22 protein-coding genes, 1 tRNA gene and 3 pseudogenes are annotated in these 26,248 nt (G+C 63.4%); 5 read left to right on the top strand and 21 right to left on the bottom strand.

Annotated elements, in window-relative coordinates:
• Positions 1-47: 47 nt before the first annotated feature.
• A complete protein-coding gene (locus BLS48_RS21535; protein ID WP_091581795.1) occupies positions 48-953 on the bottom strand; it encodes a LysR family transcriptional regulator in 906 nt (301 codons plus the stop codon).
• Between the two features lie 110 nt (positions 954-1,063).
• Here BLS48_RS21535 and BLS48_RS21530 point away from each other — a divergent pair, with 110 nt between their 5' ends.
• Positions 1,064-2,182, top strand: a complete 1,119-nt coding sequence (locus tag BLS48_RS21530; RefSeq protein ID WP_091581792.1) for an NAD(P)/FAD-dependent oxidoreductase — start codon at positions 1,064-1,066, stop codon at positions 2,180-2,182.
• 591 nt (positions 2,183-2,773) lie between these two features.
• Here BLS48_RS21530 and BLS48_RS21525 read toward each other — a convergent pair.
• Positions 2,774-4,843: an oxidoreductase gene (locus BLS48_RS21525; protein ID WP_091581789.1), complete on the bottom strand. Its 2,070-nt coding sequence runs from the start codon at positions 4,841-4,843 to the stop codon at positions 2,774-2,776.
• Positions 4,844-5,115: 272 nt separating this feature from the next.
• Here BLS48_RS21525 and argE point away from each other — a divergent pair, with 272 nt between their 5' ends.
• On the top strand, positions 5,116-6,282 hold the full coding sequence (gene argE, locus BLS48_RS21520) for an acetylornithine deacetylase (RefSeq protein ID WP_091581787.1): 1,167 nt from the start codon (positions 5,116-5,118) through the stop codon (positions 6,280-6,282).
• 75 nt (positions 6,283-6,357) lie between these two features.
• On the opposite strand, the gene BLS48_RS21515 is transcribed toward argE, so the two are convergent.
• The 11 genes from BLS48_RS21515 to BLS48_RS21470 all read right to left on the bottom strand — a co-directional run bounded on the left by BLS48_RS21515 (position 6,358) and on the right by BLS48_RS21470 (position 16,804).
• On the bottom strand, positions 6,358-7,293 hold the full coding sequence (locus BLS48_RS21515; protein WP_091581784.1) for a LysR family transcriptional regulator: 936 nt from the start codon (positions 7,291-7,293) through the stop codon (positions 6,358-6,360).
• 50 nt (positions 7,294-7,343) lie between these two features.
• Entirely contained in the window at positions 7,344-8,834 is a 1,491-nt protein-coding gene (locus tag BLS48_RS21510; protein ID WP_091581781.1) for an aldehyde dehydrogenase, read from the bottom strand.
• Positions 8,835-8,860: 26 nt separating this feature from the next.
• A complete protein-coding gene (locus BLS48_RS21505; RefSeq protein ID WP_091581778.1) occupies positions 8,861-9,535 on the bottom strand; it encodes a DUF1028 domain-containing protein in 675 nt (224 codons plus the stop codon).
• 5 nt (positions 9,536-9,540) lie between these two features.
• A complete protein-coding gene (locus BLS48_RS21500) occupies positions 9,541-9,957 on the bottom strand; it encodes a RidA family protein (protein WP_091582090.1) in 417 nt (138 codons plus the stop codon).
• A gap of 44 nt (positions 9,958-10,001) precedes the next feature.
• On the bottom strand, positions 10,002-11,276 hold the full coding sequence (locus BLS48_RS21495) for a flavin-containing monooxygenase (protein ID WP_091581776.1): 1,275 nt from the start codon (positions 11,274-11,276) through the stop codon (positions 10,002-10,004).
• Positions 11,277-11,423: 147 nt separating this feature from the next.
• Positions 11,424-13,028, bottom strand: coding sequence for a GMC family oxidoreductase (locus tag BLS48_RS21490; RefSeq protein ID WP_091581773.1), 1,605 nt, complete (start codon positions 13,026-13,028; stop codon positions 11,424-11,426).
• Positions 13,029-13,033: 5 nt separating this feature from the next.
• Positions 13,034-13,837: an ABC transporter ATP-binding protein gene (locus BLS48_RS21485; RefSeq protein ID WP_091581770.1), complete on the bottom strand. Its 804-nt coding sequence runs from the start codon at positions 13,835-13,837 to the stop codon at positions 13,034-13,036.
• Between the two features lie 13 nt (positions 13,838-13,850).
• Positions 13,851-14,717 (bottom strand): ABC transporter permease, encoded by an 867-nt coding sequence (locus tag BLS48_RS21480; protein WP_091581765.1) that lies wholly within the window; start codon positions 14,715-14,717, stop codon positions 13,851-13,853.
• A 74-nt stretch (positions 14,718-14,791) separates the two neighbouring features.
• The gene (locus BLS48_RS21475; protein WP_091581762.1) at positions 14,792-15,781 is read right to left on the bottom strand and encodes an ABC transporter substrate-binding protein; all 990 of its coding nucleotides are present in this window, start codon (positions 15,779-15,781) and stop codon (positions 14,792-14,794) included.
• A 338-nt stretch (positions 15,782-16,119) separates the two neighbouring features.
• A complete protein-coding gene (locus BLS48_RS36595) occupies positions 16,120-16,242 on the bottom strand; it encodes a hypothetical protein (RefSeq protein ID WP_280142536.1) in 123 nt (40 codons plus the stop codon).
• A gap of 322 nt (positions 16,243-16,564) precedes the next feature.
• Positions 16,565-16,804, bottom strand: coding sequence for a VOC family protein (locus BLS48_RS21470; RefSeq protein ID WP_208604652.1), 240 nt, complete (start codon positions 16,802-16,804; stop codon positions 16,565-16,567).
• Between the two features lie 76 nt (positions 16,805-16,880).
• On the opposite strand from BLS48_RS21470, the pseudogene BLS48_RS21465 reads away from it, so the two are divergent.
• Positions 16,881-17,018: pseudogene (locus tag BLS48_RS21465) on the top strand (enoyl-CoA hydratase-related protein); the annotation flags it as partial.
• A gap of 195 nt (positions 17,019-17,213) precedes the next feature.
• Here the strand turns inward: BLS48_RS21465 and BLS48_RS21460 are convergent.
• The 6 genes and pseudogenes from BLS48_RS21460 to BLS48_RS36255 all read right to left on the bottom strand — a co-directional run.
• Positions 17,214-17,420, bottom strand: coding sequence for a hypothetical protein (locus BLS48_RS21460; RefSeq protein ID WP_091581760.1), 207 nt, complete (start codon positions 17,418-17,420; stop codon positions 17,214-17,216).
• A gap of 243 nt (positions 17,421-17,663) precedes the next feature.
• A complete protein-coding gene (locus tag BLS48_RS21455) occupies positions 17,664-19,118 on the bottom strand; it encodes an aldehyde dehydrogenase family protein (protein WP_091581757.1) in 1,455 nt (484 codons plus the stop codon).
• On the bottom strand, positions 19,115-20,389 hold the full coding sequence (locus BLS48_RS21450; protein WP_091582086.1) for an NAD(P)/FAD-dependent oxidoreductase: 1,275 nt from the start codon (positions 20,387-20,389) through the stop codon (positions 19,115-19,117). The genes BLS48_RS21455 and BLS48_RS21450 overlap by 4 nt, the downstream gene beginning before the upstream one ends.
• 60 nt (positions 20,390-20,449) lie before the next feature.
• The gene (locus tag BLS48_RS21445) at positions 20,450-21,619 is read right to left on the bottom strand and encodes an alanine racemase (RefSeq protein WP_091581754.1); all 1,170 of its coding nucleotides are present in this window, start codon (positions 21,617-21,619) and stop codon (positions 20,450-20,452) included.
• 132 nt (positions 21,620-21,751) lie between these two features.
• A pseudogene (locus BLS48_RS36260) lies at positions 21,752-21,979 on the bottom strand (GNAT family N-acetyltransferase); the annotation flags it as partial.
• A 157-nt stretch (positions 21,980-22,136) separates the two neighbouring features.
• Positions 22,137-22,403: pseudogene (locus tag BLS48_RS36255) on the bottom strand (GNAT family N-acetyltransferase); the annotation flags it as partial.
• Positions 22,404-22,731: 328 nt separating this feature from the next.
• Between BLS48_RS36255 and BLS48_RS21435 the strand changes: the two are divergent.
• On the top strand, positions 22,732-23,667 hold the full coding sequence (locus tag BLS48_RS21435; RefSeq protein ID WP_091581751.1) for an ornithine cyclodeaminase family protein: 936 nt from the start codon (positions 22,732-22,734) through the stop codon (positions 23,665-23,667).
• 910 nt (positions 23,668-24,577) lie between these two features.
• On the opposite strand, the gene BLS48_RS21430 is transcribed toward BLS48_RS21435, so the two are convergent.
• Positions 24,578-24,653 (bottom strand) — tRNA-Ile (locus BLS48_RS21430).
• A gap of 134 nt (positions 24,654-24,787) precedes the next feature.
• Here BLS48_RS21430 and BLS48_RS21425 point away from each other — a divergent pair.
• Positions 24,788-25,501, top strand: a complete 714-nt coding sequence (locus BLS48_RS21425; RefSeq protein WP_091581748.1) for an SIMPL domain-containing protein — start codon at positions 24,788-24,790, stop codon at positions 25,499-25,501.
• A gap of 281 nt (positions 25,502-25,782) precedes the next feature.
• On the opposite strand, the gene BLS48_RS21420 is transcribed toward BLS48_RS21425, so the two are convergent.
• A complete protein-coding gene (locus tag BLS48_RS21420) occupies positions 25,783-26,139 on the bottom strand; it encodes a hypothetical protein (RefSeq protein ID WP_091582084.1) in 357 nt (118 codons plus the stop codon).
• Positions 26,140-26,248 lie beyond the last annotated feature (109 nt).

Raw genomic sequence — 26,248 nt, 5'->3', positions numbered from 1 at the left:
GGTGGGAGAGGTCCAAGACGTATGATGGGCAAGGATATAAGTCTTGCTTATGCCTTTGCCTTGTCACCGCCCAGCACGGTGGAGCAAGCCGCACGGATCTGGTCGCGCATCATCTCATCGACCCGAGAAAGGGCCCGTGTGCGCGAGGTCAGCAGCGCGATCGGAAATTCCGGCCCCGCTGCGAGTGGCCTGACGGCAAGCCCGGCAAACTGATGCCAGGGCAGCAGTGCGTCGACGAGCGCGATGCCCAGGCCAGCCTGGACGAAGCCAACGGCCGAGATGGAGACATCGATCTCGAGCGACGGCGAAAGCGTCACACCTTGCGCGCGCGCGGCATGGGCCAGTTCGTCGGCGGGTCGGGTGTTTCCGCGATAGGATATCAAGTCCTCGCCGACGAGATCAGCGAGCGCCAGCTCGGTCTTCCCGGCCAACGCATGCCCGGTGGGCAGCAAGCAAGCAAAGCCGACGCTGCCGACCACTTCCGCCTCGATGTCGGGAGGCAGGCGGTCGTCCATGGCCACGCCGAGGCTGACATCACCGGCGCGCAGCATGTCGATGATTGCAGCGATCGGCGCGCTATGAGCACGCAACATTATGTTGGGATGCTGGGCCCGGAATTTGGTGAACGCACGCGGCAAGATAGCCATGGCTGGCGGCGGTGAGGCAGCGACCCGCACAAGTCCTGCCCGACCAAGGCGTAGATCGGTGGTCTTGCGGCGCAAGCCTTCAAGCCCCGCCGACAACCGCTCGGCATCGGCGAAAATCTCGAGCGCCTCCGGGGTCGGCCGCAGCCGGCCCTTGACCCGCTCGAACAACGTGAAGCCGAGTTCGTCCTCGGTGTGGATCACGATCTGGCTCAAAGCGGGCTGGGAGATGTTCAGCATCCGGGCCGCGGCGGTCACGGTGCCCGCGCGCATGACGGCGATGAACACTTCGAGTTGCCGGGCCCGCATTGCCACTCCATAGGTAAAGCTTATGGCTCTTGTCCAAACCCATCTTTGACGCAATGCCGCGGCGCGGACAAGATCGAGTAGGAGAAGGCTGCTTTTCGCAAGGAACCGCTATGGATGTGATCGTGCTGGGCGGCGGGCTTATGGGGACGGCTTCGGCCTATTTCCTGGCCCGGCGCGGGGCGCGCGTAACGCTGGTCGATCGCAACCGGATCGGTACCGGAGCGACCGTCGCCTCCTTCGGCAACATCCGGCGCACGGGGCGCCATCTGTCCCAGCTTCCGCTGGCCCATCGCTCGCTCAGGCTGTGGGCCGAGGCCGAAAAAATGCTTGGCCGCGACGTGGAATTCCGCGCCACCGGTCATATCCGGCTGATCTTCGATGAAGATAGCCTCACCGACATGCGGGCCTATGCCGAGGCAGCGCGGCCCTGGGGGCTTGAACTGGAGGAGCTCGGCCCGCGCGAGATTCGCGCCCATTTTCCTGGTCTCGGTCCTGATGCAATCGCGGCGTCGTTCTCGCCGCACGATGGCAGCGGCAATCCGCGGCTGATCGCCCCCGCCTTTGCCGAGGCCGCCCGCAAGCTGGGTGCACAAATCGTTGAGGGAACTGAGGTTGAGAAGATCACCCATACGGGCTCCGGTTTCCTTGTCGCCAGTTCGAAAGGCGCATTCGCCGCCGACTGCTTGCTCAACACCGCCGGCGCCTGGGGCGCGCGCATCGCCGCGCAGTTCGGCGAAGCGGTACCGCTCGACGCCCATGGCCCGCAGATGGGCGTGACGGAGCCGCTGCCGCATCGGATCCTGCCGGTGGTCGGCATCTGGACACGCGACAAGAACCATGGCGCCTATCTGCGTCAGGTCGAGCGGGGCAACATCGTCTTCGGCGGCGCAGCCGAAAGGGTGTCGGTGAACCTCGATCCAGGCCATGCGGTCGCCGATCCCATGCGCCTTCCGTTGCAATTGCGCGCCGTCGCGCGGCTGTTGCCGGCAATCGCGCAGGTCGCGGTCATCCGCACATGGTCCGGCTGCGAGGGCTATGTACGGGACATGCTGCCGGTCATCGGACGCTCGGCGACGACGCCGGGCCTGTTCCACGCCTTCGGCTTCAGCGGACACGGCTTCCAGCTCGGTCCGGGCGTGGGCGACGCAATGGCCGAGTTCATCACGACCGGCCGTTGCGAAACGCCGCTCGACGATTTCAGGGTCGATCGCTTCGGCCGCGCCGCCTGAAGGTCAGCTGCCGACATTCACGCAGTTTGGCTCCTTTTCCGCAAAAAAGAAGGCGGGATGATTACTCTCGCGCCCTCGGGTATGACATCTCAAGCGGGCGTGGCACTCCAGGCACGAAGATTTCCTCGATGGTTCTGCCGACCGGCGATCAGCCCTGGCTCCGGAGGGCATGCACGATCGAAATCACGACCGCCCAATTGTACATCGTTGCCGCCGATTGCCGCCGCATCGTTGCAGCATCTTTCGAAGCCTAGAGCGTTGAGCTACCTGTGACGGGGGCCATCAACGAGACGGAGAAAACTGACGAACGGGCCCAAAACCATTTTACCGAGAAGCCACAGACTTACCCGATAGAACTCGATTCAGCCTTTAGGATTAAGCATAACGTATTGATATATAATAATATGGTGGGCCCGGAGGATGTACGAAAACTGTTGATTCTATTGCGTTTTTCGTGGGCCAAAATAAGAAAGTTTCCCGTATCGTTGCGTATTGTCTTGCGATTGATCCCGACATCAGATTTCGACACGCTAGCGCGAAACAGTATCGGCTTGTGGCGACGTCATTTCCCTATCAAGCCATGCCATCGGCCTACCCCGCCGCCAAAGCCGTCACTTCACGGCGGAACGGCAGCGCATCACCAATATCGTCTTCGTCCAGTTCGCGCGCGAAGCGGTGTCCGGCATAGGTCGCCCAGGCGATCGGACCTGGCGCCTCCGCATCGCCTATGACCTTGATCGAGCGAATGCCATTGTCGGCCCATTCGTCGCGCCGGGCTTTCAGGTCGCACCAGACCTGGTCGTCCTGTTGGCGCGACGTCACCAGCACCACAGCGTCGGCGGCAATGTCGCGTTCGGCACCGGTGTAGGCGCAGGCGGTGGCAACGCCTCCCGGCACGACGCGCGTCACGGTCCGGTTCAGCACGATCTCGACGCCGAGCCCGGCCAGACGGCGGTGGATGGCGCCCTGCTCCAGCGTGTTGCGGGTCCAGTCCGACACATAGGCGGACGGCGTCACTAGCGTCACCCTAGCGCCATTGCGCGCCATCAGCTCGGCCAGAACGCCACCCATATAGTAGTGGTCGTCGTCGAAGATCACGACGGTGCCAGTCGGCACATTGCCGCCCATCAAATCGTCCGGCGTGTAGACCGGCATGGCCAGATCCATCGGCATCGGCACGACATGCGCGCGCGCCACGCCGTCGCGGCGCCATGTCGAGCCGGTGGCGATGGCGATGTTTTGAAAGCCGAAGGCCAGGATCTCGTCGGCAGACAACCGGCTTTCGAAATAGATGTCGACATTGGCCATCTGGCTGAGCTGATACTGGCGATAGTCGCGCACGCGGCCCCAGGCGGAAAGGCCAGGCAAGAGGCACTCGCGCGCCACGCGGCCGCCGAGCTCGGCCCCGGCCTCGGCGAGGGCCACCTGATAGCCGCGCAGGCCGAGCGCGCGTGCAGCCTCCAGCCCGGCAGGACCGGCACCGACGATCAGCACGCTGTCGCTGTCGCCCTTGGCCTGCATGCGTTCGGGATGCCAGCCCTTGCGCCACTCCTCCATGAAGGTCGGATTCTGCGTGCAGCGCGAGATCGACATGGTCATGTCGCCGGTAATGCAGATGTTGCAGCCGATGCACTCGCGAATGTCCCCGATCCGCCCCTCTTCAACCTTCTTCGGCAGGAAGGGATCGGCGATCGACGGCCGCGCGCAGCCGATGAAATCAAGCGTACCGGACTTGATCATCTTCACCATCACATCGGGCGACGTGAAGCGCCCGACGCCAACCACCGGCTTCGAGGTCAGCTTCTTGATGCCGGACACCAGGCTCTCCTGGGCGCCCTCCTCCTTGAACCGCGACGGCCCGGAGCAGTCCTCCCAAGCGCCATGCGCCAGATCCCAGAGATCGGGTAGGTCCGCATGCATCTCGATCATGTCGCGCACTTCCGAATTGGCAAAGCCAAGTTCGCCGATCATCTCGTCCAGCGACAGCCGCAGCGTCAGGCCACAGGTGTCGCCGATGGCGTCCCGCCCTTCTTCGATCAGCTCCCGCATCAGCCGCGAGCGGTTTTCCAGCGAACCGCCATACTCGTCGCTGCGCTGGTTGGTGGCGGTGGACAGGAAATGCTGGATGATGCCGAAGCCATGCGCACCGTAGAGGCAAACCAGGTCAAAGCCCGCCAGCCTCGCCCGTTTGAAGGCATTGCGGTGCCAGCGGCGCAGGTCGCGAATATCCTGCTTGTCCATGGCGCGCGCCTGCACCGGATCGTTGGTGAAGGTCCGGATCGGCAAGGCCGACGGTCCTCGCGGCACTTCCTTGGTGTAGAGGTTGGGACCGTTGATGCCTGAATAGGCGAGCTGGATGCCGGCCAGCGCGCCATGCTGGTGCATTGCCTTGGCCATCTTTGCCAAGGCCGGGATATCGGCGTCATCCCAGAGCCTGAGTTCGATGAAGGGCGTGATCTCCGAAGTGTGGTGCATCTCGGTCTGCTCGGTGAAGATGACGCCCCAGCCGCCTTCCGACTTGATACGCCGCATCTCGGCCGCGGCCGAAGGATCGCGATAGCCGCCGCCATTGCAATGCGGCACCTGATAGAAGCGGTTCTTGGCGGTCACCGGACCGATCTTCACGGGCTCGAACAGAATGTCGTAGCGTGGATCGCGCATGGAACTTGCCTTCCTGCCAGCGTCGCCTTGCAACCTGCCCGATCATGGTTCGAGCCGAGGCGCAAGCCGGCCAGCCAGTGGGTTGATGCCGTGAGACCATTCATAAGTTGCGGCAGGCTCCGGGAAACTAGAGATTTCTTCTGTGCCGGTTAGGACGCGCCTAATCGCACCCCGGGATTAGCGTGCACTGAATCCCGGCTGAGCCAAATGCGACTTCAAGCCCGCGGCCACGCGATGCTAGAAGTGCCGACGGCAAACGAGACACAATACGCATGGACAGCATCCATATCCTTGAAAAGCTGATCGCCTTCCCGACGGTGAGCCGCGACTCGAATCTCGCCCTCATCGGCTACGTGGCGGACCTGCTGGACGCGCATGGCGTGCCTTGCCAGATCATCCACAGCGAGGACGGCCACAAGGCCAATTTGTTTGCCACCATCGGACCGGCCGACGCTTCCGGCATCATGCTGTCCGGTCACACCGACGTCGTTCCCATCGACGGTCAGAACTGGACGCTGCCGCCCTTCGAGATGACGAAACGCGACGGCAAGCTTTATGGGCGCGGCGCAGCCGACATGAAGGGCTTCGTCGCCTGCGCGCTCTCGGCCTGCCTCAAGGCCTCGAGAATGACGCTGCGCACGCCGCTGCACCTGGCACTCTCCTACGACGAGGAGATCGGCTGCATCGGTGTGCGCAGCCTGATCGACATGCTGCAGGCGGCCCCGCAACGGCCCTTGCTATGCATCGTCGGCGAGCCGACCAGCATGCAGGTTGCGACCGGCCACAAGGGCAAGCTTGCGGCGCGCGCCATCTGCAGGGGACGGGAAGGCCATTCGGCGCTGGCCCCCTTGGCACTCAATGCCATTCATCTGGGCTGCGACTTCGTCTCCGCACTGCGCCAAGAACAGGATCGGCTGGCGCGCGATGGCGCACGCGACGGCGACTACGACATTCCCTACACTACCATCCACGTGGGCAAGATGAATGCCGGCGTGGCGCTCAACATCGTGCCGAACCTCTGCCAGCTCGACTTCGAGATCCGCAATGTCGCGGCCGACAATCCCGACCAAATCCTCGATGGGTTGCGCGCGGCGGCAGCGCACATTGCCGCTGCGGCTTCAACGATCGCGCCAGCGGCGGCCATCGACATCGATATCACCAACACCTATCCAGGGCTGGACACGCCGGCGAACTCGCAGGCCGTAGCCTTCGTCAAATCGTTGACCGGCGCCAACGATACCATCAAGGTTGCCTTCGGCACCGAAGGCGGATTGTTCAGCCGCGACCTCGGCACGCCGACCATCGTGTGCGGACCGGGCTCGATGGCGCAAGGGCACAGACCGGACGAATTCGTCAGCGTCGAACAGATGCGCCGCTGCGACGACATGCTGGACAATCTGCTGCGGCGGCTTGCCGGTCACCGGCTTCAGACTGCCTGATAGGCCGTCGCGGGATCTCTTCGTTTTGACGCAATTCCTGTGGGAAAACCGTTCCACACTTTTCCTGGAATTGCTCTATTCCACGACCCGCCCGCTGCCGAACACGCCCTGTTCGACGACGAAACGGCGGCAATGATCGATGAATGCCTGCACCGTCTGGGTGCGGTGCTCGGCGTTGGGCAATGCAACCCCCATGGTCAGAGGCCGCAAATCCCCCTCCAGAGGCACGAAGACCAGCGGCTTGCCGTCTGGCGCCAGCGTGTTGAGCGGCCGCATGTTGGCGATGCCATAGCCGAAGCCGTTCGCAACCATCGAACGCATTACCGCGATGTCGCCGGTGCGCTCGGCAATGTTCGGCCGGATTCCCCGCGAATGAAAGGCCGAGAGGAAATATTCGCGGCTATATGGCAGGTCGAGCAGCACCATCGGCTCGTCGGCCAGCTCTTCCGGCGTGATGGAAGCCTTGCCGGCGAAGCGGTGCCCCTGTGGCAGCATCACATAGGCCGGCACCAGCATCAGCGGTTCGAACGTCGTGTCCTGCGACAGTTCTAGATCGTAGGTCAGCGCCGCGTCGATCTCGCCCCGTTGCAACATTTCGAGCAGCTGACCCTGGTTGCGTTCGAACTGCCTGAACCGCACCTCGGGATAGGCGCGCTCGAACTTCATGCGCAGGGTCGGCATGACGATCTGCGCGAAGGTTAGCAGGCATCCGACCGCCAGCGGCCCACGCACCTTCTCGGCGATGTCGCCCGCAATATCGTGCAGAGCGTCGGCGTCGGCTAGCAGCCTGGCGGCCTCCTTGAGGAAAACGCGCCCGCCAGCCGTAAGCGACAGGCCATGCGAATGCTTGCGCACAAAAAGCTGGACGCCGAATTCGGCCTCGAGCTGCGCGATCGACGCCGAGATCGAAGGCGGCGAAACATTGACCTGCTCGGCCGCCTTGGTAATGGAACCGGCTTCGCCGACGGCGACGAAATATTCCAATTGTCTCAGGGTGAAGCGTAGCGGCATGGGCTTCTATGTTGCCGGTTTGGGCGCCGCGATCAAGCGCCCGCGCGGCTTCAGTACTTGATCCATGTCGTTTTCAGCGCGGTGTACTTGTCCAGCGCATGCAGCGACAGGTCGCGGCCGAAGCCCGATTGCTTGACGCCGCCGAACGGCGTCATCGGGCTCAGCGCATCGACCGTGTTGACGGAAACCGTGCCGGCGCGCAGCCGCCCGGCAACGCGGTGCGCCCGCGAAAGGCTGTCGGTCCACAGCGAGGCGGCGAGCCCGTACGGGCTGTCATTGGCGACGCGGATGGCCTCCTCCTCATCGTCGAAGGCAATGACCGAAAGCACAGGCCCGAATATCTCATCCCTGGCAATCGGGTCGTCATGGGCGACATTGTCGAAGATGGTGGGCTGTATGAAGCTGCCGCGGCCGTCGACCGTGACCCGGTCGCCGCCGGCAACCAGACGCGCGGTCTTCTTGCCGGCCTCGACGAAGCGCATAACGTTGGCGGCGTGGCGGGCATCGACCATGGCGCCCATTTTCGAGGCCGGGTCGAGTGGATCGCCGGGCTGAGTGGCCGCCGCGCGCTCAGCCAGTTTCTCCACGAAGGCATCCTTGATGGAGCGTTCAACGAGCAGGCGCGAATTGGCCGAACACACCTCGCCCTGGTTGAAGAAGATGCCGAACGCCGCCATGTCGGCCGCCGCATCGAGATCACCGCAATCGGCGAAGACGAGGTTCGGGCTCTTGCCGCCGGTCTCGAGCCAGACCTGCTTCATGTTCGACTGACCCGAATATTGCAGGAACATCTTGCCGACCGCGGTCGATCCGGTGAAGGCAAGGCAATCGACATCCATGTGGCGGCCGAGCGACTGTCCGGCCGTTTCGCCAAGGCCGGGCACGACATTGAGCACACCGGCGGGCAGGCCCGCCTCCATGGCGAGTTCCGCCAGCCTGAGCGCCGAGAAAGGCGACTGCTCCGCCGGCTTCAGCACCACGGAATTGCCCGCCGCCAGCGCCGGCGCGCATTTCCAGGTCGCCATGTCGAGCGGGAAATTCCACGGCACCACGGCGCCGATCACGCCGAGCGGCTCGCGCCGCACCAGCACCAGATCGTTGCCGCCGGTCGGCGCCACTTCGTCGTAGATCTTGTCGATGGCCTCGCCATACCACTGGAAGATCGCCGCCGAGCCCGGCACATCAACTGTGGCGGCATCCGTGACGAGCTTGCCCATATCGAGCGATTCGAGCAGGGCAAGCTCCTGCAGGTTTTCGCGCAACAGCCTCGCCAGCCGCAGCAGCACCTCCTTGCGGTGCGCCGGGCTCGCGCGCGACCACACACCGGCCTCGAAACTGCGGCGTGCCGCGGCAACGGCCAGATCGACATCTTCCTCGCCGCACGACGCCACCTCGGCCAGCGTTTCGCCGGTGGCCGGATTGATGCTGGCGAAGGTGCGGCCCGAACGCGCGGGCACCGTCTTGCCGTCGATGAACGCCTTGTCGCGAAAGCGGATCGCGGATGCCTTGCCGATCCAGTCCTTGTGACTGGGTTCGCTCATGCGGACGCCTTCCCCCTGCGTACTGGCTACTCGTCGCCCGGCACGCCATAGCTCGGCGCGTCGGACGGATTGATCGCGCGGGTCACATAGGCATCGAGCTGCGGCTTGTAGCGATCCCACAAGGCCGCCAGCTCGTCGATCGGGCAGGCCTCGCTCCAGTCGCAGCGCAGGTCCGCGACCGGCCATGCGACCTCGCGCACCAGCTTCATTCCGGCCGAATGGACCGGGCCCGCCTCGCCCCCCCCCTTCAGCGCAGCGCGCATGGTCGCGATCAGGCGGTCGCCGAGATGGCCTTCCGAGGCCAGGAAAGCCTCGACCATGGCTTGCGGCACGCCATCATGGGCCAGCATGTTGCCGCCGCAGGCGACATTGTCCGCACGCGCTTCCGCCCAGATACCGAGCGCCTTGGGCCCAGAATGGATCGCCGTGGTCCCGGCGGCATCGACAGCCAGCACCTGCCGGTAGTCGCTCCAGGCGCCGGTGCGCTTCAGGATGGCAACCGCCTCGGCGGCCGAAGCACCGCGCGCCAGCAGTTCGAGCCCTCTTGTGCCGAGCGTCGGATCGGTGACGTTCTGGCTGGCGACCGCGCCGACGCCCGCTTGCGCATAGGCGCAGCGCGCCGCCACCGCCGGAGAGGAGGACGACACCGCGACGCCGAACATGCCGGTGCGGCTGCATCGCGCGACAATGGAAAAGGTCATTGGGATCAGTCCGGGATGACGGCGGTGCCGTCGATCTCGACCAGCCAGTCCGGCCGCGCCAGGGCCTGCACGACGAGGCCGGTCGAAACCGGATGCACGCCTTTGATGTACTCGCCCATGGTGCGGTAGACCGCCTCGCGATGGCGCACGTCGGTGATGTAGACGACTACCTTGACCAGATGCTCCATGGTGCCGCCGCACTCCTCGATGAGCTGCCTGATGTTCTGCATCACCTTGTGCGTCTGCTCAGCCGGATCGTGGCTGCCGATATTCTCAGCGGTGTCGAGATCCTGCGGACACTGGCCACGCAGATAAACCGTCCGGCCGCCCCGCGTGACGACCGCCTGGCACAGATCATTGTCGAGCTTCTGCTCGGGATAGGTGTCCTTGGTGTTGAACTTGCGAATTCTCGTATGCGCCATCCTGGTCTCCATCAGATCGGGCTCGTGGCTGTTGTCAGCGGCGGTCAGGCGTCCACTGTCTCGCGCCGTGCTGCAGCGTGATAGGCCAGATATTTGCGCTGCGTCGAAATCCGGTCCGCGAGGTGCTTGGCATCATGCCAGACACCCCAGATGAAACTCGATCCTCTTCGCGACTGCCAAGGCAGGCCTAGAAAATAGATTCCAGGCTCGGTCGAGACGCCGCGCTGATGCCTTGGCCGGCCCTTCTCGTCAAAGGCATCGACCTTCAACCAGCTGTAATCGACGGCAAAGCCAGTCGCCCAGATGATCGCCGCTATCCCGGCGCCAGCCAGATCGAGCTCACGAAGCGGGTTGGTCAAGCAGTCGGGATCCGGGTCGATCCGCCGGGCCGTGGGCTCCTCCGGGAGGTCGAGACCGTTGCGCGCGACATAGGCGTCGGCCTCGTCCAGCAGCGACATCAGGTTGGCGTCACCGCGGGCAATGTTCTTCGCCAGATCGGGCGCAAAGGTCAGCACGCCATCCTGATATGTTTTGGTCATGCCGACCAGGGTAAGCCCCTGCGCGGCCAGCCGACGGAAATCGATCGTTTCGCCGCCACGCGCGCCGCTCACCGCGATCGTGACATGTTCCGTGCCAGGCCCTGGAGTTTCAAGATCCCATTTGCCGAGAACGCCAAGCCACCAGCAGAAATCACGGCCGCGATAGGCTCGCGGCGGGCGATCGTGCGGGCCGACCGAGAGGTAGACGCGCCTGCCAGCGCGCTGGAGTTCATCGGCGATCTGCACGCCTGACGATCCCGCCCCGACCACCAGCACCGCGCCCTTCGGCAACTGTCTGGGGTTGCGGTACACGCTGGAATGAATCTGCAGAATGCCGGCATCGCCGGGGACAAGGGCGGGGATGACGGGGATCTGGAAAGGTCCGGTCGCGGCGACGATGCTGTTGGCTTCGATCAGCCCATCCGACGTTTCGACGCGGAAGCCGGGTCGACCGACATTTCTTTGCGCGAGCTTGACCTCGACGCCGCAGCGGATCGGCGCATTAATCTGCCGTGCATAGGCGGCGAAATAGTCCGCAACCTCCTCCTTGGAAGGAAAACCGTCGGGACCCGTCACGGGAAATTCCATGCCCGGGAAACGGTCATGCCAGGCCGGGCCATTGGCAACGAGCGAGTCCCATCGCTGCGAACGCCAGCGCTCGGCGATCCGGCCACGCTCGAGAACGAGATGCGGCACGCCGCATTTGCCCAGATGCTCAGACATAGCCACCCCCGCCTGGCCACCGCCGACGACAAGCGTGTCTATTTTTTCCACCGACATTTCTGCGTCCTTTCCCCCCAAGAGTTTCTGCGGATGCGAGGAGGTCAGATCGCTGGTGTACTGGAGGGACTGATTAGCGAAAATTACGATTTCACGTGGCAGTGGTTAGCTTGTCCCTAAATGCCAGGAGAGTCGGCCAACGCGAGACTACGACAACATCGCCCTGGCCGCTTTTTCGCCGATCATCATGGATGGCGCGTTGGTGTTGCCGCCGATCAGCGTCGGCATGATCGAGGCGTCCGCCACGCGCAGATTGCCGAAACCGCTCACCATGAGGCCGGTGGGATCGACCACGGCCATGGCATCATTGCCCATCTTGGCCGTGCCGACCGGGTGATAGACGGTGAGCGCTTCGGCACGCAGATAGGCGAGGATCTCGTCGTCGGTGACGACATCGGGTCCCGGCAGGATTTCCGGTCCGCGAATGTCGGCAAAGACCGGCGAAGCCAGGATCGAGCGCGCCAGCTTGATGCCTTCGACAAGGGTCAGGGCATCCTGCCCGTCACTGAAGAAGCGGTGATCGATCAGCACGTTGCGGCGGGTACCGTCGCGCTCGAGCGTGATTTCACCGACGCTTCCGGGTCTGAGCACGCAGGTGTGCACGGCGTAGCCGTGGCCATATTCGACAAGCCGGCCGCGATGGCTGCGATAGCCGGGTACAAAGTGGAATTGGACATCGGGAATATCGCCGGCATATTTCGTCTTGGCGAAGCCGCCGGCCTCGACGTAATTGGTCGTCAGCATGCCCTTACGCCGGACGAAATACTGAAAGGGTGCGGCCAGCATCGCCGGCAGATTGGCGAGCGACAGGCCGAGCGTCCTGGTGCTGTTCGATCGCACGGTGATCATGCCGTCGACATGGTCGCGCAAATTCTTGCCGACGCCCGGCACGTTCATGACCGGCTCTACCCCCGCCGCCTTCAGCTCGTCGGCCGGGCCGATGCCAGAAGCAAGCAGGATGCGCGGCGATCCGATCGCGCCTGCGCTGAGCACGATTTCGGCGCGGCATGTCAGCCTTTGGGTCGCGCCGTCCTTGATCACATTGACGCCGGTGACGCGCCCGCTTTCGACTGCCAGATCGAGCACCTCGACGCCTGACATGACCTGGAGGTTCGGGCGGCCGAGAACCGGCCGGACGAAGGCTGAATAAGCTGAGAAGCGCTGGCCCTTGTCCTGGGTGACATTGTAGATGCCGAGGCCGAGTTGGCCATCGGCGTTGAAGTCGCGGTTTTCAGGCAGGCCGATGCTCCGGCCGGCCTCCACCCACAGGCTGGATACGGCGTTGGGATCACGCGGATTGTCGACCAGCAGTTCGCCGTCGAAGCCGTGATAGGCCGGGTTCTGTGACAGGAGGTTCCGCTCCAGCGTCTTGAACACCGGCAGCACATCGGCATAGGACCACCCTGCGCAGCCAAGCGCTGCCCACTCATCGTAGTCCTGCGCGGCGCCGCGAATGTAGACCATGGAATTGATCGAACTCGACCCGCCGAGAAGCTTGCCCCGGTTGACCGGTATGCGGCGGTTGTTGAGCAGCGGCTGCGGCACGCCCTTGTAGCCGTAGTCGAAAGTCGGATTGCCGTAGAGCGAGAGAATGCCGGCCGGCACGCGCACCCTTGGGCGGTCGTCGCTGCCGCCGGCCTCAATGAGGCAGACGCGGCTGGCTGGGTTCGCGCTCAGCCTGTTGGCCAGGACACAACCGGCCGAGCCCGCGCCGATGACGATATAGTCGAATTCCGCGGTCGCGATGCGCATGCCTGCTAATGCTCTTCGTCTTCGTCGTTCTTCAAGAGCTCGAGGATTTCCCGCTTCATGGCGATGAAGTTCGGCTCCATGACCAGGTCCATGCTGCGTGGGCGCGGCAGGCTGACGCGGATTTCCTTCTTGATCTGGCCGGGCCGGCCGGACATGACGAGCACCCGGTCCGCCAGCAGGATCGCCTCGTCAATGTCATGGGTGACGAACAGGACTGTTTTCTTGGAATGGTCCCAGATCCTCAAGAGAAGCTTCTGCATTGAGTGGCGGGTCTGGCTGTCGAGCGCTCCGAACGGTTCGTCCATCAGCAGCACCTGCGGATCATTGGCGAGCGCACGGGCAATCGCCACGCGCTGCTTCATGCCACCGGACAGCTGCGAGGGATAGTGGTTGGCGAATTTCGCCAGGCCGACTTCATGGAGAAAATGCTCGACGATGGCCCGGCGCTCGGCCGCCGACATGCCTTTCCGCTTCGGGCCGTATTCGACGTTCTGCGCCACGGTCAGCCAGGGAAACAGCGTATAGGCCTGAAACACCATGCCGCGATCCGGGCCCGGTTCGGTGACCGGCTTGCCGCCGACGGAGATCATGCCGCCGGTGCGCTCTTCGAGCCCGGCAATGAGGTAGAGCAGGCTCGACTTGCCGCAACCAGATGGGCCGACGATCACGCAGAACTCATTGGGCACAACATGGAATGAGATGCCGTCCAGCGCCAGCACGGCGTTGTCGCCCTTGCCGTAGCGCAGGACAACATTGTCGATGGCGATGTCGGCGCTCTTCGGTTTCGTGGCGAGTGTCAGGGCGTCCATGTCGGCGAACTCCTCAATTGGCCCAGGGGGCGACGAGGCGGCGGATGCCCCGGAACAATTGGTCGGTGCAAAGGCCAAGGATGCCGATCAGGGCGATGGCCATGAAGATGACGTCGACCTGGAAGCCGCGCATCGCCTTCAGCGAGATGTAGCCAAGTCCGCTGCGCGCGGCGACGAGTTCGGCGACGACGAGATAGGTCCAGGCCCAGCCCATGGTGACGCGCAGCACGTCGAGCACGTTCGGAAGCGTGGCCGGAAAGACGATGTGGAAGACCGTGTCGCTGCGTTTCGTGCCAAGCGTGTAAGCTGCATTGACGAGGTCGCGCTGAACGCCGCGGGCGCTATCGGCGATCATCACCAGTTGCTGGAAGAAGATGCCGAAGATGATGACGGCCACGCGCTGCTCGATGCCGATGCCGATCCACAGGATGAAAAGCGGCACGAAGGACGTCACCGGCAGATAGCGGATGAAATTGACGAGTGGGTCGAGCGCGGCCTGGACGATGCGGTAGGTGCCCATCGTCAAGCCGAGCGGCACCGCCACGATGCTCGAAATGACGAAACCGATCAGCACCACCTGAACGCTGGCGAGGACATGCTCCCACAAGGAGCCGTCAAGCGCCATGTTGATGGTGGTGAACAAGACGGATTCGGGTCGCGGCAGGAACATTTCCTTGACCGCTCCGGAATAGGTCAAGGCGAACCAGCCGCCGATGACCGCGCCCCAGACCAGGACGCTGAGCGTGATGGAGAGAGGGCGCGACACGGCCTGGAACGGCGTGGCGACGCCTTTCCAGGCGGATCGACCGGGCTGATTTTTGTCCTCGCTCGTGGTCACGATATGGCTGATCGGAGACGTCGCATTCGGTGCCAGTGTCACAGGGAAACCCTTTGGGCTGGACCGCAGGCGAGAGGCTCGGCCTGCGGTCCAGCGAGGTCAATTACAAGGATAGGTTACTTCGCAAGGAAGGACGGATCGACGAGATCGTCGAATTTGATGTCCATCTTGAGCTTGCCGAAGCCGCCCCAGACATCGCCGCCGAGCTTGATCAGCTTGCCGGCTTCACCGCTCTCGCCACCGGTGAAGAATTGGGCATTGCGGTCCTTGCCGTAGAAGTTGACGCCCGCGGCGGACGAGGCGAAGTCCTTCGGGTCCTTCAGCCAGCCGCCGACGCCCTTGGCCATCACCTCATAAGCCTTCGCAGGATTCTCCTTGATGAACTCGTTGGCCTTGTAGAGACCCTTCACCAGCGCCTCGACATCCGCGGGGTTCTTGGTGATGTAGTCGCAGTTCAGCGCCACCACGTCGACGATCAGGCCGGGCGTCTTCGAGGAATCGATCAGCACCTGGCCCTTGTTTTCCTTTTTGGCCAGCGTCAGATGCGGTTCCCAGGTGACGGCAACGGGAATGCGGTCAGCCATGAAGGCGGCGGCGGCATCATCCGCGGTCATGTTGGTGATCTTCACATCGGCCTGACTGAGGCCGGCCTGCTTGAGCAGAATGTTGAACCAGAACTGAGACACCGAGCCTTCGTTCAGCCCGACCTCCATGCCCTTGAGGTCGGCGATGCTCTTGACGCTGCTCGGCGCCAGGACGCCGTCGCCGCCATGGCTGTCGTCCAGGGCATAGACCGATTTGAAGCAGACATCCTTCGAACGGTATTTCATGATTTCGTCGATGGTCGAGGCGCTACCGTCGAGCTCGCCCGCGGCGACGGCCGCCATGTACATCGATGCTTCCTCGATAATTTCGAGCGAGACATCGAGACCGCCTTCCTTGAAGTAGCCCATGTCACGCGCAAGGAAGAGCGGGCCGTATCCGACCCAGGTCGTCATGCCCAGCTTCAAGCTGCCGGCTTCGGCGTGGAGGCTCACCGAAAGGGCGCTCAGGGCAATGCCGGCCGCCAATGCGGCGCGGCGAAACTTCGAGATTATTGTGGTCATCACGTTCCCCTGTCTTTTTCTGAGGTCAGGCGCTGTCCGCGCCAAAACAACCCGCTTCGGACGCATCGCCGAAGGCCGCCGCCTAGCGTTCTTTTTGTTGTCTTTCAGCCGGCGGATGGAGCAAAGCACGCTGTGTGCGATGCACAAATAATGATTTTCGATAATTCTGCTTAGGCTGGGCCTAACCAGGCCAGCGCTGCCGCGTCTGCGCCACCCACAGACTTTGGCATGAGACGGGTTGACGATCCCGATGACCTCATCGTTGCTTTCGGAGAGGTCAACGACGGTCGCCTCCTGTGTATGACCGGAACTGGCGAAGCTAGCTATTGACCTAGCTTCTAGGCCGCGACCTGCCCTCTCGCATCAATGGCGACTTCAACACCAACGCCTTCTTCCGTGTGCTCGCGGATGAAGGCCGGCACACCGTCCTTTGTGGCATCGAGGCAGATCGCATCCAGCACTAGCTATGCCAGACTGCGGCGATAGGTATTTTGGCTCGCTCACGAAGATCACCGCGGCACCAGCCGCGCGGACGGCTAGCAATGTCAGTGCGCCAATGGGGCCGAGGCCGGAAATCATGGCCATCCGAATGGAGAATCGTCTCGAAGCAATGACAATCCTGGCGTGCAACGATCCCGCTTGCTGCCCCACGGGCATCAGTGATGCGCACGGCCCCGTAACGGGGGAGTTGCACTGCAACGACTTAGGCGCGCCGGGCAAATACCGTGCTCTGAGTGGGATGATCAAACACCGGGCCAATTGCTGCATTCGTCTGACGCAGCTTCAGTCCGTGGCCTCCTCGTAGTTCACCGTGAAGTCGTCAGGAGGCGTCGGGCCCCAGATGTAAAAGGCATCCTCCGCAGCATGATCACCCGCATCCCAGTCATGGTCCGCTGACACATAGTCGATGTCCGAGGAGTACTCGGAATAGCTGCCCCATGGGTCGCGCACATAATGGAAAAAGTTTGATCCGAGCACGTGGCGCCCGAGGCCCCAGCCCTTCGAAAACCCCTTGTCAGCCATTTGCATGGCGCCGAGTCCGATCTCCTCGACCGAGCCAACGTCCCAACTGCAATGATGCAGGCCGGGCCCAACCGACTTGGCGAAGGCGATCGGGTGCCACTATCGGCTGGCCGCTGCAAATGCACGGCTTGGCCTGCCAGAGGTCAATCTTGGTTTCATTCCAGGCGCTGGAGGCACGCAGCGATTGCCAAGGCTAATCGGGATCGGCGCCGCTCGCGTCAGGGTTCTCCTGCGCAGGTGCGCGAGATCATCAAGGAGGTCGCCACCGTAACGTCGACCTGGCGCGACGTTGCCAGAGCGGCAGGCGCCTGGTCTGCTGATAAAAACCTCATGGCGAGCGCCTTCGGAGCATGATGATCTCAAGCGGGCGCCGGCGCTCTAAGCCCATTCCAATTTCGAGATTGTCCCCTCAAGAGACGATGCCAGCCTGCTTGGCGCGTCCCTGAGCCTGACTTGCCGCCGCCATGCTCTTGGCGAGCCCGATCAGACGCAGGACCGGTCGCTTTGGATTCGATCCGAGCCAGAGACCCCTGATTGAGCTGACGCTGTTTTGACCATCGAGCGGCTTCCAGATGGCAGAATCGGTGGCGACTGTCCTGGCATAGCTCTCTTCCAAATCGCTTCATGAGCTATGTTGAGCGGCGAGGTGGCCGCAGGCCCTCGAAGCGTTCATCCCGGGTGCTGCTCCCGGAACGGGCGTGCGTAGAGCAACAGGCGACTGCTCGCCGGTTGGAGCTCAGTGACACAACTGGCGGTGCAATAATGAGAAGACGGTTGCCGAACAAGCTGAGGCGCCCTTTGAAGGCAGCCTACTGGCACATGGGCAGGCACGGTACCTCAGCGCTTGGCGAAATTCACGTCAGAAATAGCCCAGGATGGATTTGACCTCGAGATACTCCAACATGCCCTCGATGCCGTATTCGCGTCCGTTTCCGGATTGCTTAAAGCCGCCAAAGGGCGCGTGTGGATCCCAGGCCGGATAGTTGAGATGCACTTGGCCGGCGCGGATCTGCGACGCGACCTGCTTGACGACGTTCGTGTCCCTGCCCTGCACATGCGCCCCAAGGCCATAGACGGTGTCGTTGGCGATGGTGACGGCCTCCTCTAGGGTGTCGTAGGGGATGATGCAGAGAACCGGCCCGAAGATCTCCTCCTGGGCAATGCGCATGCCCGTACGCACCTCGGAAAAGATCGTCGGTTTGACGTAGAGCCCCACGTTCAAACCGCCCGGACGACCCTGTCCGCCGATGACGAGCTTGGCGCCTTCCGAAATGCCGACGCCGATCATGGTTTGGATCCGGTCAAACTGGGCACGATTGGCGATCGCACCGTGGGTGGTGGTCTCCGCGAGAGGATCGCCGAGGACGATCTCATCCGCGGCCCGCTTGGCAATTGACTCGATCTCGGAAAGCAGCCCGCGCGGCACGATCATGCGCGTCGGCGCACTGCATGATTGGCCCAGGTTGCGGAATCCAGCGGCTATGCCGAGAGAAACGGCGCGATCGAGATCGGCGTCCGGCAGGAACACGTTCGGCGACTTGCCGCCGAGCTCCTGCGCGACGTGCTTGATCGTCGGCGCGGCCGCCTGGGCCACCGCGACGCCCGCACGGGTGGAGCCGGTAATGGAGATCATGTCGACATCCGCATGCGACGCGAGACCCGCTCCCACTCCCGAACCGTCGCCCTGCACCAGGTTGAAGACCCCGGCCGGGAAGCCAGCTTCCTCGATCGCCTCGGCGAACAGAAGGGCGTCCAAAGGAGAGAGCTCGCTTGGTTTCAGCACGACCGTGCAGCCTGCGGCGAGCGCCGGCGCAACCTTGGCGGTGATCTGGTAGAGTGGCCAGTTCCACGGAGTGATCAGCGCGCAGACACCGATCGGTTCGCGGGTGACGGCAGTGTGGCCGCGCTGCTCGACGAAGGGGAAGGCTGTCAGGACATCGCGGGCGGTCTTCACATGGGCGATCGCCAGCGGCACCTGCGCGGTGCGAGCATATCCGATCGCCGCGCCCATCTCGAGGGTCAGGCATTGTGCAAGCAGTTCGCGGCGCGCTTCGAGCAGTGCCTGCAGGCGATCGAGCAGACCCGCGCGGTATTGCGGCTTGGTACGGCTCCAGGTGGCGAATGCCCGGCGCGCCGCTGAAACGGCCGCGTCCACGTCCTCCCCGTTTCCGAGCGGAAACCGGGTCACGGCGTCTTCCGTGGCCGGATTAACCACGACGCCCTTGGTGGTGCCCCTCGGCTCGCGCCATTCGCCGCCGATGAAGAACCTGTCCAGGCGGCCGTTGCGGGACAGGTGCTCGAGTGGCGTTGTCATGTCACAAGGTCCTTCATGCGGTAATAGGCACCGAGGATCGGCAGGAACCAGGGACTCCCGAAATGTCCGGGGATCGCTGGCCAGTCGAAATCCTTCCAGGGGTTCAGGTCGGGGTGCCCGTCCATGACCTCGGCCATGATGCTGCCCATCAGCGTCGACATCTGCGTGCCGTGTCCGCTGTAGCCCATGGAATAGTAGATGCCGTTCCGCTCTCCGGCGCGAGGCAGGCGGTCGCGGGTCATGTCGACCAGCCCGCCCCAGCAATAGTCGATGCGGGCGCCGGCCAGTTCGGGGTAGACATCGACCATAGCCGCTTTCAGGATTCGGCCGCTTTTCTCGTCGGACTGAGGGTTGGACCCCGCAAACCGAGCCCGCCCGCCGAACAGCAGGCGATTGTCCGGGGTCAGCCGCCAGTAGACGACGAGGTTGCGCGTGTCGACCACATTGCGACGGGTCGGCATGAGGCGCTCGATCTGCGCAGGCGACAGCGGTTCCGTCACGATCAGGAAGGCGCCGACCGGCACGATGCGGCGGCGAATCCATCCGAGCGGACCGACCTGGGAAATGCCGCTCGCCAGCAGGACCTGCCGCGCGACGATTTTGCCGCGTGGGGTCTCTACTTCATGCCCGGCGGGGACCTTGCGCATTGCCATGACGGGAGTCCGTTCATGCACCTCGGCGCCACCACGTGCGGCGGCGGTCGCCAGCCCGCGGACGAAACGGCCGACGTGCATGCCGGCGCTCTTGGGATAAAGCAGCCCGCCGTGGTAACGGTCGGTCCCGACCTCACTGCGCAGGTCGCTGCGGGGAATCATCCGCGTTTCGGGATCGACATTGGCCGCCAGAAGCTCCTGGCTGCGCGCCAGCACGTCGTAGTGCTCGGGCTTGGCCGCAAGCTTGAGCTTGCCGACACGGGCGAAACTGCAGTCGATCCGTTCTTCCTGCACCAGCCGCTCGACCAGGTCGACGCCAGCGTCGTATGCCTTGTAGAGGGCGTTCGCGGCATCCTTGCCATACTTGCCGGCAATGACCGTGTAGTTCTGGGCAAAGCCGTTGTTGCACATACCACCATTGCGCCCGGACGCGGCGTTGCCGATCGTTTCGGCCTCGAGCACGGCGACCCGGGCGCCCTTCCTGGCTAGAGCCAGAGCGGCGGATGATCCGGTCAGGCCACCGCCAACCACGGCAACGTCGTAGCGGCCTTCGAGGGGTCTGGACGAGCCGTGGTCGAACGGCTGAGACGTGTCGAGCCAGTAGGAGGTAAGTTTCATCTTGCACCACCAGGGCATCAGTTTGCATGGGCGCCATGCAAAGCGTGGAGATCTGAGTTCCTACCAGCCGCGGATTCGCTCCCACCGCGCTTCGATCACGGGGCTTTCGCCGTCGACCACGCTGTAGAAGTCATGCTGGCCGGCCATCGCGCAGGCATGGTTGGGCAGGATCCGGACGCGCGAGCCGATCGGAAGCTCCGGCATGCTCTTGCCGGAACCGCTGCGGATCGTAAGGATGCCGTGCTCCTGGCTGGCCTGGGACACGATCACATCTTCGAGCACCCGCCCCTTCTCGTCGCAAACCACACCGTAACCCTGGTCGACCTGCTGGTTCGCGGTTCCACGGTCGCGCGAAAGCGCCATCCATCCCGCATCCACCAGCACCCATCGTTTTTCCGGCTTGGCGCCGATCACGGTGGCCAGCACGGAAACCGCGATATCGTCGATGTCGCAGACCCCGACACCGTGCTGGACGAGGTCGAAGAACATATAGGCCCCGGCGCGCAACTCCGTAATGCCTTCCAGATTCTCGGCGAAATGTGCGGTCGGCGTGGAGCCGAGGCTGACGATCGGGCAGGCATGACCGCGAGCGCGCAGAATCTCGGCGGCGCGCACGGTGGCCAAACGCTCATTCTCGGCCGCCGTCACCAGCGCGTCGAGCGTGCTCAAGCCATAGGACTCGCCCGCATGGGCGAGGACGCCGACGAGGTTGGCGCCCGCTGTGACGATCCTGCCGGCGACCTCGACCAGCTTCGGGTCGTCCGGCTTCAATCCGCCGCGATGGTCGTCGCAGTCCAGTTCGATGAAGACGGACGGGGTCACGCCGGTGGCCGCGCGGACGTCGGCCAGGGCATCGGCCTGCTCCACGGTATCGAGCAGTAGTTTCACGTCGACGCCCGTGCGGCGGCAAAGCGCCATGGCACGGATCGCCGAAGCGGTCGACATGCCGACCGCGTAGGTCATGTCTCGGAAGCCGTGGCCTGCGAAGTATTCCGCCTCGGCGACGGTCGAGACCGTGATCGGGCCAGGCCCATGGGGGAACACGTGTCGGGCAACGTCGATGCTCTTGGCCGTCTTCATGTGCGGGCGCAGCACGACGCCTAGCTTCTTGGCGTGCTCGGCGAGACGCTGGATGTTGCGCTCGAGCCGTCCCCTGTCCAGAAGCAGCGACGGAGTGACGAGAACATCAATCGCTTTGACCGCTCCACATGTTTTTTCGTTCCTCTCCATCGCTCCCGTGTCCTCATTCCTAGCCGAACGACTGATCCGCCAAGGCATACATCCGGGCTGCCCGTCGGAGACGGGCCGCCGTCCATTGACCATCGCGATCGCATGACCAACCCTTGCGAGGCCCAGGCTCTCCAGCCAGTCGCCCAATCCGTGTTCGGCATAGACGTCGACGCGTACGAACTGCCCGTGAAGCGTCGCAAGTTGGGCCAGGATCAGGCGTTTCGCGTCCTGAAGGCTTTCGGCTGCAACAGGGCCGACCACAAAGCCGCGCCCGAACCTCCTGGTGATCGCATAGCCCGCAAATCGCTCCCCTCGGTCGATGACCGTTACGTCGCCCACGTCGGCAAGCGCAGCCACCATCGACGGCCGGGGCATGCCCGTGGCCAGCTCGTCGAAAGCCTGGATCGCCGCCATGTCGGAGGCGGTCGCCGGACGGATGTCGCAGGCATTCGGCGTCACGGCGGCGGTCAGCGGACCCTGGCGCTGGAGCACGGTACCCCAAGCCAGTGAAGCCGCGCCGCCTATAGAGCGTGAGCCCTTCCTCTGTCGAATTGAGCAGCACATTGCGCCCGTCCGTCGCCTCGAGCAGCCCGTTGAAGAGTCGCGAGCCGTAGCCACCGCCTTGTACGGAAGCGGCAACGATGATCATCCCGGCCGAGGCGTGGGCTTGTCCGTAGTTCCACCACATGGCCGTGCCGATCACGTCGCCTGCCCGCTCCAGGACCAGACCCTGGCCCAACGCCGCGGCAAATTCCCAATCCTCGCGGCGATAAGGCCAAACCATCTCTTGCGACAGCTTCAGCGCGCGCGACACGTGGCGGGGCTCGAATTCTATCAGCTCGATCAGGGCGCCGAAGGTTTCTCTCGCGTATTCGAAGGCCATGAGTAAAACGCTGTCTCTTGGTGCGAGGTCGGGTCGAAGTCGGATTTCAGAGTCGCCTCCGGCAGGCGGATTTCCCTGCTGTTTTGCCCTTTCGATCCGGCGGAATCATTCGTTCTGAGCCGCCCTTCGGCATACCGGATGGCGCAAGAGGGGCGAGAAACTTTTCGCCGCCTTGCGCCGTGCGCCATGGCTGCAGCGGCGAAGCGCATGATGCGTACGAGGGATTCGGATGATCTACCTCAGCGAAGAGGAGTCTGCAGACCTCGTCACCCATGAACTCGCCTTCGGGGCGGCGCGGCAAGCTCTCGTGGCCGCTGCCTCCAAGCAGAGCGGGGTCTTTCCCGCGGTTCTCGGGCGTGCGCGGGAGGAAACCAACACCTTCTCGATCAAGTCCGGTTGGTCGGACGAACTGACCGGAGTGAAGATCGGCTCCTTCTGGTCGGACAACCCGTCACTTGGCGTTCCCCGCCACAACTCCACCATCGTGCTGCTCAATCAGCAGACGGGTCGACTCGGCGCCGTCATCGAGGCCGGAAAGGTCAACGCCTACAGGACGGCCGCCGCCGACGCGGTCGCGACCGATCTTCTTGCGCGAAAGCAGTCCAGGGTTCTGGCGATATTCGGCGCCGGCAACCAGGCGGGCTTCGAAGTTATGGCGCTGGCACGCATCCGCCCAATCGAAACCGTGCTGGTCGTGGCCCGGTCTTCGCCGCGACGTGACGTGCTTGTGGACCAGATCGGCGAAAGGGGCCTGGAGGCGCGGTCCGCTTTGCCCGAAGAAGCCGTGCGCGCCGCCGACATCGCGGTGACGGTGACGCCCTCAAACGAACCGCTGTTCGATGCTGCCTGGGTGGAACCCGGAACCCATATCGTCAGCATGGGGTCGGACGCGCCCGGCAAGCACGAATTGCCGAGTGAAATGTTCCACAGGGCAAGACTGTTTTGTGATCTGCCTTCCCAGTCCGTACAGATCGGCGAGTTCCAACACGTGCGAGGCGCGATCGACACCGGCGTGCTCGCCGTAACAGCTATCGGGGACGTCATTGAAAAGCGAGCACCCGGACGCCGGTTCGATGAAGAGATCACCGTCTTCGACAGTTCCGGCATCTCTCTGCAGGACCTCTACATGGCCGACGCACTGATCAGCGCAAAGCTCCGCCGCTGATCTTAGGTAGCTGTGGAGCCTCAGCAGGTTGCTGCGATCGAAGCCGAGACGGGTCGATACAGCGATGGTATTTCAGAGTATCGTAGGGCCGGCGCCAGACCTTTACGATCTTGCCATCCCGTTCCGCTCCCAACGACAATCATGTCGGGGCTGTGAAAGGTGGCGTTATCCGCGGCTTTCGGCGCGCCGGATGCGAGCCTAGGAACGAGCCGCAGCACGGCCAGCGTCAGATTTATGGAGCTCATGGGGAATCCTCCGGACAGCGGCCATTTTCCGGCCGCGAGCCACTGTTCCAGTGTCGCGCGGACTTCGTCCATCGCCGACCCAGCGTTTTCGGGTGACTAAGTAAAATACCCATCCAGCGATCGCCAGCATCGCGATCGAAGAGCTTTGCCCAGGCGGATTCAAGGCATCTTTGCAACCATTGCAGAGGATCTCGCCGTAGCTAAGCATCGGCCCTCCGACTCTTGGCAAAAGACATCTGCAGTACCGCAGGGCACCTCTCAGATATGCAGAAATCTTTGATCGTCGGGCTGAAATTTGCGCCAGACAAATGGCTGCTTTCAGGAGACAACTAAATCAAGATGAAGGTCTTCAATGCGGCGCAAAGCAGCCGACGCTCCACGTATCAACGCTCGACCTGCCCCAACTATGAGCTAGCAGTCTTTTGGGTCCGGCCGGCGCTAATTCGCCGCCCGTCGTCGATATCGCGAGAGCGATCAATCTGCGTGAAGAAAAGCGCGATCAGATGAAGCGGCGGGCGAATTTGCGGATCGTAAGGTGAGCAAGGAATCGCGAAATGGCTAAGCGGGGCGCCTTCGGTCGTATTCAGGCAATTCGCGCGACCCGTGGGCAAGGCGTGGGCAAGCCGTGGGCAAAGCCACATTTTTACCAATAAAATCAATGGTCATGGTGGGCCCGGAGGGACTCGAACCCCCAACCAAGCGGTTATGAGCCGCCGGCTCTAACCATTGAGCTACAGGCCCCACGCGGGCTGGATTAATGTTTTTCCCGTCGCGGCACAAGGCTTTCCCGACGGGCTTTCCGAGATCGCCCAAATCACCCCATAATCGCGCTCTACGCGAGCCGTGCGACTTGATCGCGGACCAAGGAGATTTTCATGACCAGACACCTTTTGCCCCTCGCGCTCGCCGCCGCGATCGCTTTTCCGGCGATGGCTGGAGCCGCCGACTTGCAGACGCCGCCCCGCATCATTGTCAGCGGCGAAGGCGAAGCAACCGTGGCCCCCGATCTGGCGGTCCTGACGCTCAGCGTCATGCGCGAAGCCAAGACCGCGCGCGCCGCGCTGGACGCCAACAACGACGCCATGGCCGCCGTGATCGCGGCGATGAAGTCGGCCGGCATCAAGGACCGCGACCTGCAGACCGCCGGCATCCAGATCAATCCGCGCTACAACTACACCAACAAGCCGGACGGCAGCCAGGAAGCCGAACTCGTCGCCTATCAGGTGACCAACACACTGTCGGTGCGCGTGCGCGACGTCGACAAGACCGGCGAGATTCTCGACAAGGCGGTGTCGCTCGGCGTCAACCAGGGCGGCGGCATCGCCTTCACCAACGACAACCCGGCGGCCACCGTCACCGAGGCCCGCAAGAAGGCGGTCGCCAACGCCATGGCCAAGGCCAAGACGCTGGCCGAAGCCGCCGGCGTCAGCCTCGGCCGGGTGCTCGAGATCACCGACCAGAACATCGCGCCGACGCCGATGCCGATCAACGCCAAGGCCTTCGACGCCGCGGCCGGCGCGGCAGCCCCGGTGCAGGCCGGCGAGAACTCCTACAACGTCCAGGTCACCGTCACCTTCGAACTGAAATAACCCGCTCGGACAACCCGTGGCTGGGCTTTGTTCGGCCACGGGCGGGGTCATCGACCAATGTGCATGAAAAACCCCGCGGGATTGCTCCCGCGGGGTTTTTCGAGCCACACCCTTCAAGTGGAAAGGGGCTCCGCTAGTCCAAGCTCATCTTCGCAGAAGATGATGCTTCCGGGCTGATCTTCGAAGAAGATCATGCCTCCAAACTCCAGGCTGGCCCTCGTAGAGGGTCATGCCTCTGGCTGATCTCTAGAGAAGATCATGCCTACCAAGCCGAACCGGCCTTACCGATAAATAACCGGGCAGCCACGCTCGTTGGCGAACACGATGACGACGCGGTCACCATCCTGGCGGCCCATCACCTTGACCGTGCGGCGGTTCACGTCGACGATGCGGGCCCGGTAGAGGCCCATGCGCTCGGCCTTGTCGAGGGCGCGCTCCGGCGAACAGCCACGGCGCCAGTAGTCACGGCGTTCATCACGGCGATGGCGGTAGCCATCCTCACCGGCATAGACGCCGAAACGCGGGTCGTTGTTGTTGCCGAAGCCGAGATAGAGGCTGTCGGCATGAGCGGGCATGGCCGCCAGCGTGCCGAGGCCGATCAGGGCCGAGAGGGCCGCCGTCTTTATCGTATTGAACATGGTCTTCTCTCCTTGTTGCGGGCTTTCGCCCGTCCTCGTGAAATCGATGGGGGGAGAATGCACCAGCCTGTCTGAACCATTTACGAACTCGCCGTTCATCCGCGGTTCA

Origin of the sequence: Mesorhizobium qingshengii (genome assembly GCF_900103325.1) — a bacterium.
Classification (GTDB): domain Bacteria; phylum Pseudomonadota; class Alphaproteobacteria; order Rhizobiales; family Rhizobiaceae; genus Mesorhizobium; species Mesorhizobium qingshengii.
This window is presented reverse-complemented; position numbering and strand designations above follow the sequence as displayed.

Coding starts and splice junctions, on each gene's coding strand:
- BLS48_RS21505 (WP_091581778.1), bottom strand. CDS start 9,535: ATGACCTTTTCCATTGTCGCGCGATGCAGCCGCACCGGCATGTTCGGC.
- BLS48_RS21445 (WP_091581754.1), bottom strand. CDS start 21,619: ATGGAGAGGAACGAAAAAACATGTGGAGCGGTCAAAGCGATTGATGTT.
- BLS48_RS21485 (WP_091581770.1), bottom strand. CDS start 13,837: ATGGACGCCCTGACACTCGCCACGAAACCGAAGAGCGCCGACATCGCC.
- BLS48_RS21495 (WP_091581776.1), bottom strand. CDS start 11,276: ATGTCGGTGGAAAAAATAGACACGCTTGTCGTCGGCGGTGGCCAGGCG.
- BLS48_RS21530 (WP_091581792.1), top strand. CDS start 1,064: ATGGATGTGATCGTGCTGGGCGGCGGGCTTATGGGGACGGCTTCGGCC.
- argE (WP_091581787.1), top strand. CDS start 5,116: ATGGACAGCATCCATATCCTTGAAAAGCTGATCGCCTTCCCGACGGTG.
- BLS48_RS21475 (WP_091581762.1), bottom strand. CDS start 15,781: ATGACCACAATAATCTCGAAGTTTCGCCGCGCCGCATTGGCGGCCGGC.
- BLS48_RS21515 (WP_091581784.1), bottom strand. CDS start 7,293: ATGCCGCTACGCTTCACCCTGAGACAATTGGAATATTTCGTCGCCGTC.
- BLS48_RS21500 (WP_091582090.1), bottom strand. CDS start 9,957: ATGGCGCATACGAGAATTCGCAAGTTCAACACCAAGGACACCTATCCC.
- BLS48_RS21455 (WP_091581757.1), bottom strand. CDS start 19,118: ATGACAACGCCACTCGAGCACCTGTCCCGCAACGGCCGCCTGGACAGG.
- BLS48_RS21510 (WP_091581781.1), bottom strand. CDS start 8,834: ATGAGCGAACCCAGTCACAAGGACTGGATCGGCAAGGCATCCGCGATC.
- BLS48_RS21535 (WP_091581795.1), bottom strand. CDS start 953: ATGCGGGCCCGGCAACTCGAAGTGTTCATCGCCGTCATGCGCGCGGGC.
- BLS48_RS21420 (WP_091582084.1), bottom strand. CDS start 26,139: ATGTTCAATACGATAAAGACGGCGGCCCTCTCGGCCCTGATCGGCCTC.
- BLS48_RS21425 (WP_091581748.1), top strand. CDS start 24,788: ATGACCAGACACCTTTTGCCCCTCGCGCTCGCCGCCGCGATCGCTTTT.
- BLS48_RS21450 (WP_091582086.1), bottom strand. CDS start 20,389: ATGAAACTTACCTCCTACTGGCTCGACACGTCTCAGCCGTTCGACCAC.
- BLS48_RS21470 (WP_208604652.1), bottom strand. CDS start 16,804: ATGGCTGACAAGGGGTTTTCGAAGGGCTGGGGCCTCGGGCGCCACGTG.
- BLS48_RS21490 (WP_091581773.1), bottom strand. CDS start 13,028: ATGCGCATCGCGACCGCGGAATTCGACTATATCGTCATCGGCGCGGGC.
- BLS48_RS21435 (WP_091581751.1), top strand. CDS start 22,732: ATGATCTACCTCAGCGAAGAGGAGTCTGCAGACCTCGTCACCCATGAA.
- BLS48_RS21525 (WP_091581789.1), bottom strand. CDS start 4,843: ATGCGCGATCCACGCTACGACATTCTGTTCGAGCCCGTGAAGATCGGT.